Source organism: Streptomyces sp. P5F9, from assembly GCF_057961495.1.
Genome location: NZ_JBXVPZ010000840.1, coordinates 1 through 247, shown reverse-complemented (window position 1 = coordinate 247; position 247 = coordinate 1). Strand labels below are relative to the sequence as shown.

The following is a 247-nucleotide window of genomic DNA, read 5'->3' as shown; positions in this document are numbered from 1 at the left end:
GATCGAGGACGTGCTGCGGCGGGGGAACGCGGGGCAGGTCCGCGTGCCTGGCAAGCACGGGTCCGCTCCGCGGGTCTACGAGGTTGTGGCTGTGCTGATCGACGACCAGCCGGGGCAGTTGGCCCGGATCTTCGCGGACGCGGGGATGGCGGGGGTCAATATCGAGGACGTGCGGATCGAGCACGCGACCGGGCAGCAGGCGGGGCTTGTGCAGTTGTGGGTGGAGCCGAAGGCTGCGCCGGTGTTG

General features: G+C 70.4%; 1 pseudogene. It reads left to right on the top strand.

Annotated elements, in window-relative coordinates:
* Window positions 1-247: pseudogene (locus AC31A1_RS50735) on the top strand (prephenate dehydrogenase); the annotation flags it as partial.